This window comes from Chryseobacterium daecheongense (assembly GCF_003729955.1).
In the GTDB taxonomy this organism is placed as follows: Bacteria; Bacteroidota; Bacteroidia; order Flavobacteriales; family Weeksellaceae; genus Chryseobacterium; species Chryseobacterium daecheongense.
The window spans coordinates 434,313-447,100 of record NZ_RJTX01000004.1; the positions used below are offsets into that span (position 1 = coordinate 434,313).

Genomic DNA, 12,788 nt, shown 5'->3' on the forward strand with positions numbered 1-12,788 from the left:
TTAATTACGGTTTGTTTGGTTGTTTCACTGTCCATTCAATAGTTTTAACCTTGGCAGCTCCTCTTTGCATATATTCTTTTGCCCATCCAACAATTTCAAATCTGCCATTCACATTATCAGAAGTACCTGTTGCTATATCATATTGACCAGGATTAAAGTTATATTTATCTTCACCATATATGGTAAGGTTCAATGTATATTTCAATCCACCTTTTACCGATTGAGAAGACAGATCTGCTTTATAGTAAAAATTAAATGCTCCTATTGCTTTTTGCCAATCTTCAGATGCTGGATAGGGAAATTCAGCACTATTCCCATTTGCAGAAAACCCTTGGCTATAATAACTTACTTTACCCGGTCCTGTAAGTACTTTTTCTGCATTACTTTTCGCTATGTTAGTTATGTTAGTAAGCAAAATTTTCCCACTTTTGTCTTCATTTAAGTAGCTCGAAAGATTGAAAGTGAAATCTTTTCCCGTATTGCCTAAATAGTGAAAATAAGCGGATGTTCCATTAGGAAGTACTGATTGTGCTAGCGTCGCTTTTGCTGTCCATATCGTAAAATTTGCTCGATCTGCTCCAGTCGGTTTTTCTTTTGGAAATTTAGAAAAGCCGGAATCATATTTAAATTTAGGAGCCTGTGAGAAACGAACTTGTTTTCCATCAGGATCAATATAAACAATGGGATTCTGATAAGTATAAATATAAGGATTTAAATTACCCCAATTATACACTCCTCCATTGTGTTGTCCATTTCCATAAAATTCATTCTCCATCACAGGATTATAAATTGCTAATGGGTCTACCCCATACCAAATACTCAATCTCGGATTATAATATCGCGCTCCATAATAATACAACCCTGTATCTTCATCGAGTTCCTTTGCATTAAACTTAAACGGATTATTGTAAGATCCATCCATCTGTTCTAACATCGTTTCCCCGAATGGTAAATTTAGGAAAAACTGTGTTGCTTGAGACTGAGAATTGGTCACAAATGTTGCGGTTCCCAGATGATCTCCATGCAGATAATACAAATCCGGATGTTGATATACTTCTTTTAATTCCACTGAAACGTTATTACCAAGATCTGTTTTTTCCAGGTATTTCTTAAAATCAGCCTCTACATCAGCTGTTTTTTCAGGAGCTTTCTCATCAGTGGTTTTACTGTACAGTACTGAAGGGTCTTCAAATCTCACAGCACCATCCATAAGTCTGCTGGCAAACCTTTTCGATCCTTCAAGATAATGTTTCGTATATTGTCCTGTAGAACTAACAGTAATATAAGGATTTGGGTAAAGCTTATACTCAAACAGCTTCAACTCATCAACAATAACAGGTACTCCATTCTGATAAAGCTGTACAGGTGCGTCAAGCCCATATTTAATCACTCTTTCTCCTTTGTCATCGTAAGTATAATACTGATAAATTCCTGTATTATCATTATAAAATGCTCTCAAACGATCCTGCTCATCCCAGAACATTTTTTTTGTTCCGTTATTATCATTATGATTTAAGGCATTTCCATTATAATCGTAATCAAATGAATCCGCATTGCCTGTTTGGGTATCTGTTGCCAATGCTAGTTTATGGGTACCCGGAACATAATCATACTGATTGCTGTAAGTGTTCTCTGGTACAATGATCTGGTCTCTTTCATGATGTTGTGTTTTTCGAACAATTCCCCCTACATTATTGTACTCCATTTCCAGCTTATAAGTCGAGTGTGCCATATTAGAATTATGTATAGGCTGTTGTTCCCCATCCAGAATGGTTTCTCTTGTTCCGGTTCCGATTAGCCTGTTCAGGGTATCATAGCTGAGTTCAAACTCAAATGCCCCACCCATACCATTTCCTAAAGGATAAGCATCATTTTTAATTCCGGTAATATTGGCAAACTCATCATATTTGTATGAGTTGTTCAGCATCAGATTGTTTGTTGCATTAGACAAGCTATAATAATCCAATCTCCTGTTCTGCCCGTTATATCCATAATTTTGATACGTTCCGTTACCATACTGAATTCCTACACGCTGTTCGTATTGATCATATACAATATTCTGAATATAGGTATCTCCAAGATTATTGTTTACAGATTTAAGATTTCCTCCCTTGTCGTAATGATAAGAAACAAGCTCATCATCTGGATACTTGATTTTAGTGATACGGTTCCAGCTATCATAGTTGAAATAGGTTTTAAAATACATTTCCGGGATATGATGTCCACGTACTACTCTCATTTCTGAAAGCACTTCCCCCATTCTTCCATAAGCATATTTGGTACTTCCCGATCCGTCTTCTTTTACCAGAAGTTTACCTGCATTGTTTCCTGCTGTAGAAGGAGCATACTGATACATGACATTGTTTGGGTTAGGATCTCCAGAAGGCAGGTCAGGTAATATAATACCCGTAAGTCTGTTATAATCATATTTATATTCTATAAAATGAGTACTGATCGAAGGATCATTAATTAGGTTATCCGTTTCTAATCTCACAAGATTTCCTGCCTGATCATATTCATAAGTCGTTGTTCCTTTATCCGGGTGGATCTGTTGTATACGTCTCCCCACAAGATCATAGGAATATTGAGTAGGAATTCCTTCCGGATCTTTCAAACTTATCAACTCACCAATTGTATTATATTCAAATAATGTAGTGATGGGTTGTGTATACAGATAATCGTTCTTCTGCACTATTTTTCCTTCAGCATTAGTATAGGATTCCGTTTTTTCCGTTGAAATCTCTTCTGTTGTTTTAAACATATCATTTTCAATAGTGTAGAATGTCTTTTTCTCAACACCATCTTCATCCGTAAGCGAAATAATTCTGTTCTTGCTATCATAAACACTGGATGTGAAAGGCTCAAATACTCCATAAGAGTTCAGATTTTGGTTTCCAAGCATTTCATATTTTGGGTGATACTGGCGAACTGCTCTTCCTAATACATCGTATATGGTTCTCCCCGATACCGATCTTACTTCAGAACCATTCATCTCAATATCCTTCTTCACCTGCACTACTCTTCCAAGGAAATCGGAATAGCTATCCGTCATGATGGTATTACCCGCTCCTGCATATTCAGGGTCTAAATTGGAAGTGGACGCTCTATATATTTTCACTGTGGCATCATTATTAGGTATTCCCGCATGATCCAGCCAATATTTGTATTTAACAGTCGGAACCGTAGAACCGCTTGCAATTTCATTCGGTCCCATGATTGATTTCGTTCTTCCGAAACCGTCATAGTAAAACACCATTGCATTACCTCCCGTATCCACTTTTCTTGTTACCACATCAAAAAGCGGATTGTATATGGCTGTTGATTGAATATTGAAAATATCTTTCACTTTTACCACATACTTTCCTGTTACCGCATCATCATAAGTATATTCAAGCGAATATCTTTGTCCTCCGTTGTCATTTGGCGGATAGGTTACTTTTGTAATATTTCCTGCTGCATTATACTCTATATCTGTAACGATATCATTAGAACCATCAAAAACAGCATAAGTTCCCACATCGCCATTATACGAATTAATATTATAGGCGCTTCTTCTCCTCAACAACTGTGAGCCTGTATTTCCTGCATATACCTCAACAAGATTAGGAATTCCGATAATATTATTACTGGCAGATTGATACTTAATACTTGTGTTATATGACGTAGAAGGACTTGTATATTGATATCTCGAAATAAGTCCATTAATGGTATATGAAAATTGTTCGGTTGTTTTAATGCTTCCTCCGGATTCAAAAGTTGTTTTTATTTTTTTATCCAGTAGCGCGATTGCCATTTTTCGTCCTTCGCTACCACCATTATCATAATCCACAGGCAAATCTGAATTTAGATTTATTTGAAGCAGTGAATTATTCGTGATAAACTTTCTAAGCTTATATTCATATTTCACATCTGATAAATAACTTCCGCTGCCATTTTGTACTGTGTTTTGTCTGATTAATCCATTCAATAAATAGGTACTGTTGAAATATAAATCGGTGGAGGTTCTTTCAACACCTGAATTGTTCATTTCCTGCTTAATCACCGTATCAAAACCAAAATCTTCTCTTTCTCTTCTGTCATACTTTCTGTTACGGAAAATGTAATTGGTTTGCATTTTATTTCCCAGCTCAGTTGTATATTTTGTTGAGAAAACATCCGGCTCTACAACACTGATGTTTTTCACGACTAACTTAGCATGCGGATTATTATAATTGGCCCTTACAAACTGATAATCCAACATATATTTTCCTTTTGAAAAACTATTGGTAATCGACTTAAGCTTGTTGGTTCTACCTAACAATGAATAGTTAACAATAAACCCGCTGCTTGTATCCTGCACTAAATCTGAAAAGCCGTCCCCATTCATATCCTTAAATGCTTTTCTGGTTTCAGATACATTCAAACCAATATTAGCTGTAGCCCCGGCTCCGGCTTTAATCCAAAGAATCAGCAGGACTATTGGTGGAATAAGGGTAATTGGCCCAATATTGAACATATAATTTCCTCCGAAGGAAAATGACCCATTGAATGATCTCGTTTCATCTGTAAAATCGATATTTCCTCCACTCTTCACCAAAGGAACTGCAGAATTAAATTTGCTTCCTAAGTTATAACGAACAGTAGTAGAATTATTGGAATTATCCACTTCAAGGATGTCAATCAATCCATCTCCATTTACATCTTCATATACTACATCTGCTGATCCTGAAGAAGATGAAGCCCCTACACTGGCACTTATCCCAAAACCAAAACTGCTCAATGCTCCCAAATTCGCTGAAGCTCCAAGAGCTCCACCTATTCCAAAGCTCACACCGCCCTTAGGATGGGAACGGTAAGTAATCATATTTTCATAAGGTGCATCTCCACTCAAACTCTTACCTAAATTCAAAGCACAGGTCATATATGGAGTACCTCCGTTTCTTATTCTGTCCGGAAGGCCATCACCATTGATATCCATCCAAAATCCTTGTCCCGAATCATAGGAATTATAATAATCATTGATCCCTGCATTTATGGATGCTCCTCCAGACCAAGGCAATCCGCCGTCATTCTGCGTAGTCGTTCCGTTTTGTCCATGTGCTCCGATTCTTCCGGTTATAGAGAACGCATTATAAGAAAATCCAAGTGAGTTCATTTTTTGATAGCTTGCAGAATTGGTTGGATAATCCCCTCCATAAATAACAAGCTGGATATCTTCTAAACTTCCCGTGGAATTGGTAAACTGGACAGACTGAGGATATACCATATCCGGATATCCATCCCCATTCATATCAGAAAAGGTTTGTGTTTCAACACTACCAATTCCGGTGAGTACTGTTTCTGAATTTCCACCGCTTCCCATTCCAAAACTCAACCCGTTTGTAGTATTTCTGGAACTGCTTTTCTGGTCTTTACTGATTGCCCTCATCGTAGTATCTACAGAAAGCTGTCCGGAAGTATAGGTGGTTGGTACTACAACCGGTACAGTAGGAACCGGATCTGTAAAATAGTCTACGGTATCATCCGTATTGAAACTTGTTGTTGCCGAATATTGTTCAGGTCCGGCACCCACCCACTTACTTGTAAAACTGTTTAGCTTTCTCCTGACCATATTCGGTTTCATTGGTGCTACTCTCTGTGAAATCGTTCCAGCGTTAGGGTTAGGGGTTACATTTAAAATACAATCGGCCAAAGCCGCATTGTCATTAGTTATATTCTGACATGCCTGATAGGTATTTTGTGTAGCAACCGGCGGTAAAAAGTCATTAGGATCGATTGGAGATCCATAAATATAATTAAAATAGTCGCCTGGTTTATAAAGGAATTGCCCCCAGTTGCTAGAAAAAAATGATTTCGTATTATACATTGCTGTATTAACTGCTGTAGCAGATGTACTGCCATACATATTTACATCATCATAGTAAATATCGAAGGGCTTCCCTGAAAAATATTCAGAATATTTATTAAATAATGCATAATCTCCTCCTGTTTTACAATACACTTGAACTGTTACCAAATAACTGTTATCACCAGTATTTATAAAATTAGCATAGCCCGTATAAAAATCAATTGGAGAAACACCATTAATAGCCTGACCTGAGGTCATATCTTCTTCTATCAGAGTGTTGTTTGTATGAGAAACAATCACTCTTCTTTTGGCTAAAACCTGATTCCCCTTCTTAATAATATAATAGAATGATCCTGTTCCTAAATTGGAAAAATTAGTAACGTTTTTGTTAATCTGGATACCAAAATCATGAGTACCGCTGAGAATGCTTCCATGCGAAACATTATTAATATCTAACTTTTGCTTTAATTGGGTAACTGCAAAAGACGGATATTCCGGAACGGCTATATAATTGAGATTTATATTAGGATTATAGTTTGTTGAAGCACTATAATCAACCGTAATTTTACCATTCCAGCTATCTTGGAAGAAATTGGTTTGAGAATCAGATTCTACAATAAATCTTAAATGTACAGGCTCAGAAGCATTAACATTAAGGGTTAAATATTGAGGATCTGTATAAAAGCCTGTATCACTTTGCAAATAGGTTTGCGGAGTAATTAAATCAGTAATTGCACCAGTATTATTTTCAGTTACAATTCTGAAAGTAAAGTTATCTGTTGAATAAGGAAAGTAAACTCTCGCAACATTAATTGTCGCCGTACCCTGAGCATCAAGGAAAATAGGTGCAGAAAGGTTATTTAAAAAGAAGTTGCTTGCATAAGTGCCATTATTTAACTGAAACCTATCCTGTGAAAGTTCAAAAGTATTCGGAATATCATTTCCTGTATTTGGATCTACATATGTGATTCCCGGATTTGAAGTAACCGGCACATCTTTTATTGTATTTTTATGTAATCTCACATAAATTTTATCCCCACTTTTCACATATAATCTGCGAGAATCATTGGTGCCAATCTGAGCACCATAATTGGTATCGACAGGAACAGTCTGCATTTGAGTATAATAATCATTATACCTGTTTATAATAACATTTTGTGTAGAGTCTCCGGCATGAAGTTCCTTTAAATATATTCTATTATTGGCATAAAGGATGTTTGAAGGCCCATCAATTGAAGCAGGAATAGGCATCTCAACGGAATAATACATCTTTTGTGATGGATCAAGCCCAAATGTCGGCGCTATTACCACATTGTCTGTAAATCTGACATATCCATCCCTAGGTGCTATCCATACTTTTACCACATCAGTAATGGTATCAGGTGTAACATCAAGATCCTCCGGACATGGTTCTGGTTCAGCACCTATATCACCACAATATTTTATTGGGGTCTGTATCGCTTTTGCTTTTACAACCATGTTCTCGGTATATTCAGAATGTTTGGTCATTTCAGATTTCCCCGAGCCGGTGTCAAATCGGTTAAACCACACTGAGCCATTATTGACAATATCCATTAAGCCATCCGAGTTGGCATCAATCAGATACGTTTTTGTTGAACCTCTGGAATTAGAGCTTATCTGAGAACGGCTATAAACAATAGCTCCCATATCCCATCCCCAATTGCTGGTGTGAGTTTCTGTAAAAGAAAAGTCTCCACCATCATAATTTTCAATAAGCTGAGATCCATTAAAACTTAAATTTCCAAGTTCGTCTAATTTTCCGGTTCGCAAAAACAGTCCTTCATCAGGAACTCTGTAGATCATATCCTGTATTCCATCTCCATTGAAATCTACAAGCTGTTGTGCATTTCTGGCTTTGGCATCGGAACTTCCAAATGGAAAACCAAACATCAAATGCCCATAAGCATCACTGGACGGATAATAAAAATTCAATCCTGCTGCAGGTCTTATATTTATTCCCTTTTCTGAACTGATGTTTCCATTAATTTTAGATGGCCTTATTAAACTTCTTATGAATCCTGAATAAGCTTCTTTATCATTCTGAAGATTAACAGAAGTATCCGGACCAAATAATCTGACATTACCCTGACCGTCTTTTACATCATTATAATACTCAAAAGTATAACTGTCTGAAATTTCATTACAGGTTGGCTCAATACCTCCATTGGTCCCGCCGCCGCCTCCAGTTCCGTCATCTATATCCCTTTCTGCTTTGTTTGCCACACTGGTTTTTCCATTCCTTTCTGTACCGCTTTCTCCACTGTTTTTACTCGCCAGTGTGGTTGAACATGGATTATTGGGAACAATATATATTCTTTTCAAAAGAGTTTTATAGAACTCTCCTTCTATATAATCCATTTTATAGGTTCTGACTAACTCCGTTTTATACTTAACCTCAATATCCTTTAACAAAAACGGCTCTACTCTTTTAAAACCCTGCTTTGCATTACTGATAATATCTTTTCTGGTAATGCTTGTTTCTTTATTAAAGTTTACCGTATAATCTTTGTTTTTCCCATAAGCCACTTTTTTGATCTGGAAAAATTTTCCTCCTCCTGCAGATTCATTATAATAGGTAAATTCCATGGTATTGCCGTGTACATCTTCTACTAAACGAAGTCCCCAGTGGGCAATTCCTCCCTCACCATAGAGTACAGAATCAGAGGAACCTCCATAATATCTTTTGGTACCATCAGTAGAGGTCACTTTCCATGTATAATTCCCGGGACTGGTCCCTATTCTTTCGATCAGGCTGAAGTCATGGTTTTTTCTCAGGTAAAATTGCTTTACGGAATTATTTGTAAATGAAGACCTCAACTGTTTTTCGGTGGTAATAGCCGTATTGTTTTCACTTACATCATTATGTCTGTGAGGCAAATAACCATTGGGATAAACCAGCATCTCTCCATCTAAAGTATAAAGCTCTGTTTCTTTACTACCATCAAATGCAGGGACACCCCATCTGGAATCAGTTGTGATTGAAGATAAGCCGTTAATATTCCAGCCATCTCCCATCCAGCCATTTCCTCCCCCACTGTTATATCCTATTGATAGTGATGGTTCAACCCCTCCAATACCTTTTGGAACACGGATCGGATAATCAGCATTGGCATCTCCTTTCTGTGTTGCTGAAGGAATATCCATAAGCTGCAAACCCGCTGTAGGATCAGCCGCTTTCAGTCCACTGATGCTTGTTGGAGCAAACGCCTCTAATTGTGAAGATTCAGGAACCGAAATAACTCCATTGATGTAGTCTGTATCTCCCTTAGTTTCTACAGTAACCACTTTTTTCTCTGTATCTACTTTACTGGTTGGGTCTACTCTCCATTTTTTGGAAGCATAATCAAAGTAAAAAGCCTTTATTTCTTTCGCTGATCTTGCTCCAAGTTTCTTTTCATCATATGGGAAAGAAAAAACTATATTCTTCGTTAATTCTCCGGATCGTTTTTCTAAACGATACGCATTGGAATTTACTGTCAGATTTTTAATCTCTCTTGAAATAGCCGGATAGTCTTTTTTTCTAAGCTTTACAACCTGTATCTGAGCATTATCGGATACAGAATTTTTCTCAATGAAAACAGTGGAGTTTTCATAAGCTTTTGTTTGTTCAGAGTCCTTGGAGATATTGATGATAAGCGGAATAAACTTTTCTTCATTCAGTGTTTTAAATGAAGGTTTGTTTTCCGGAATTTTATACTCTTTTGTTCCTGTTGAATTTGTAATGCTCACAAAGCCTTTTGCCTTATCTTCTTCTGAAAGCTTAATCAAAGTTTCGTACTCCCCTTTTACAGCTAAAATCGTCTGATCCTTAACATGTATTGCATTTAAGGTTCCGCTTTCAATACCTTTTATATATAGATTATTTCCTGATAATAAAGATGAAATATCCGTTGAAGGTGCAAAGCCATTCTCAAAAACAATTCTTACATTTTTTACTTTATACTTTATACCATCAATGGAAGAAGTAAAAAGAATCGTGTTTTTTCCTTTCTCTAATGAACTCAGCGCAATTTCTTCTTTTTGGGTGCTCCATTTGCTGCTTGGAACAATAATATTACCTCCAAAAGCAATATTTTTATTAATGGATCGCGAAACTGAATGATAAGTCTCTAATCCGAATAAATCGTAAACCAGATATGCTTTAATATTCGGTTTTATTTCAGGAATTGTAATAGTAAAGAAGTTATCTGATGGATTGTCCGATTCATCATCAGAAAATTCTCCGATCATCCCCTGCTTTTCCTCGGAATTAAAGATATGATCCGAGTCTTTATTTTCGAAAGCGGAAAATATTGAAGCATTCCCTAATGCATTATCCTTTTCATTCACATTTTTAAAGGATTTCGAAACAGTATGACCGGGATTTTGTTTTCCTGTATTTTCTGCTGAACCTGTATTATCCTCAGTGTCTGAATTATAGACGTATTTATCCATCATTCGAAGCTTAAAAGCCCGGACCTTCTGGCGGTCTTCTTTCGTAAAACTTGCAAATAAGAACATACTTGCAAAAAAACATACGAATAGTACTGATCTTTTTGTAAAAGATTGTTTAATATTTATTCTCATGATTTAGCTTAGTCAACAATTAATTTAAATGTCTTGATCAATTTTCCGTTCTGCGTAAGATTGATTAGATAAGAACTCTGAATAGGAAGGTGGTTCACATAAGATCCTGCATTTTCACTGATTTTTTCCAGCTTCACAAGTCTTCCCCCTGCATCATAAATTGAAATCACCAAATTCTCCATCTTAGGAAAGACGATAGTAAAATTCTGATCTTTTTTTACAGGATTTGGATAAAGAACTATCTTGCTTATATCCAATGAGATGTCTTTTTCATTTTGAGTTATCAGATTAGAATCTGAGCGTGGATTGGTTCCGTTTCCTGTTTTATCTTTAGGACTCACCGCAAAGGTAAAGTGGCTTTTATCACCGGAATCAAAAGCGTCCAAGAATTCAACATTACTAAATGTAATATACTTTTCATTTTCAACTCCGGAAATCTTTTTGGCTTCTCCGTTATCTTTTTTAATGATCATCCAATAAGAAAGTGGAAGCGCACGCGGATTAACTATTTCTTTTGTTATCCTTACACTATAATCACTTTTAGGAATTTTGTTCCCTATAAAATTGATCTCCCAGTTTCTTTCAAGTATATCTAAATCCTTTTCGGTTTTTAGAGACATTTCCTTATTATCATCAGACCATATCACAAAATTATTATTATCAATAGCCGTAGGATTTTCTACATTGGTCCTTTTGATATCATTCATGCCGATTGCTAAAAACGGATCTGCCTGATTTGAGGATTGTTTCTGGTAAAGCTCATTTCCGTCATCCCTTCCCAAACCTGTTGGCCTATATTTGTAATCTTTATGTTTTTCCGGATCCCATATTACCTTCCCATCACTTCCATAGTATTTCCCTTTCTCCAAAGAAATCCCATATTTTATTGACAAATACGAATGAATTTTATTTAAATCCATTGCCTTTGCTTTTCTCGGAAAGAAAATAATCTCATAAAGATTTTGATCTTCAAATTTGATCTTCAAACTATCGGATTTTTCTTTTATATCGGCAGTGCCGGCAAAAGAAAAGATACTTGGTCTTTTTCTGATCTCTTTCTTTTCTTTCCCGTTATCATATGCCATATTGCTCAAGGAAACATTTTTATCTGTATTCTTCCAGATCAGCTCATCTTCTTTTGAAGTATGAACCAAACTAAGTGTATGGCTTTTGTTTTTACTGTATTTGATATATTTTTTGAGAAGCTTGTCTTTGATACCACAATGAAAATTTAATAAATTTTCATCCTTACATCGGGTTGCTTCCCTCGAAGTAGGATTAGCTTTTTCCCATAGTTGCGCATCAGAGCCGACCAGCTGGGAATAGGCGGAGAAAGAGCACGATAATAGAGCCATCGTGAAAATTCTCCTGTAGGAGATTTTATGCATAAAATATGGATTTGTTAACAATAGATCGAGAAATCTAAAAAGATTCTCCAAAGATATAATCTGAAAATATTTACTTATTCACTAAAAATAGAATAAATGTTTTCATTACTGTTGTTGTAACGCCTTGATTTAAGGAAGTCTAAATTTGAAGTACATGTCATGATTTCATTAGTTTATTTCACAAAAGTAAGAAAAATTTCATTCCATTTATCAATTCTATTAAATTTTAATATTTTATTTATGTTAAATATTATTATTTCATAACAGCAGTTATTTTATCATAATTAAAATATGAAATTATTTGAAATACGTCATATTCTGTCGCATCCCGTTTCTACTTTTGTTTTCTAAAAATATGAGTAAAATAAAATTATGGACAAGATATCTTTACAACGAATTGAAAAGCTGCATCCTTTGGTAAGAGAGGAGGTAAAGAACATTATTAAAGAATGTGATGAAGCTCTTACTGGCAGAGCTAAAGTAAGAATTACTCAAGGATTAAGGTCTTTTGAGGAACAGGAAAAATTATATGCTATCGGCAGAATCACAACAGGAAAAAAGGTAACCAACGCCAAAGCAGGGCAGAGCATTCATAACTACGGATTTGCTGTAGATATATGCATGATAATTGATGGAAAAGTGGCGAATTGGGACACTGCAAAAGACTGGGATAATGACCAGGTAGCAGACTGGTATGAATGCGTGAAAATTTTTGCCAAACATGGTTGGGATTGGGGCGGAAACTGGAAGACCTTCAAAGACCTTCCCCACTTTGAAAGGAAGAGCATTCCCACCAAGAAAAAAACAATCAAAACCAGCTGGAGAAACCTTTCTAAAATAGCCAGAGATAAGGATGGATATGTAATCCTTTAATTCTCTTGTATTTGAAAATTTATTTTAACACGTCAAGTTCTGTCGCTTCCTCCACCTACATTTGCTTTACAGAAAAACACCAAAAAACAGTACAAATACATGTAAAAAAGCCA

At 36.0% G+C, this 12,788-nt stretch carries 3 protein-coding genes; 1 reads left to right on the top strand and 2 read right to left on the bottom strand.

Translation table 11 applies throughout. The annotated features are described in order from the left end of the window. Positions 1–4 precede the first annotated feature (4 nt). Positions 5–10,414, bottom strand: coding sequence for a SpvB/TcaC N-terminal domain-containing protein (locus EGI05_RS15345; RefSeq protein WP_123263905.1), 10,410 nt, complete (start codon positions 10,412–10,414; stop codon positions 5–7). A gap of 8 nt (positions 10,415–10,422) precedes the next feature. Continuing rightward, entirely contained in the window at positions 10,423–11,802 is a 1,380-nt protein-coding gene (locus tag EGI05_RS15350) for a T9SS type A sorting domain-containing protein (RefSeq protein WP_123263906.1), read from the bottom strand. 372 nt (positions 11,803–12,174) lie between these two features. On the opposite strand from EGI05_RS15350, the gene EGI05_RS15355 reads away from it, so the two are divergent. Continuing rightward, on the top strand, positions 12,175–12,675 hold the full coding sequence (locus EGI05_RS15355) for a M15 family metallopeptidase (protein WP_123263907.1): 501 nt from the start codon (positions 12,175–12,177) through the stop codon (positions 12,673–12,675). Positions 12,676–12,788 lie beyond the last annotated feature (113 nt).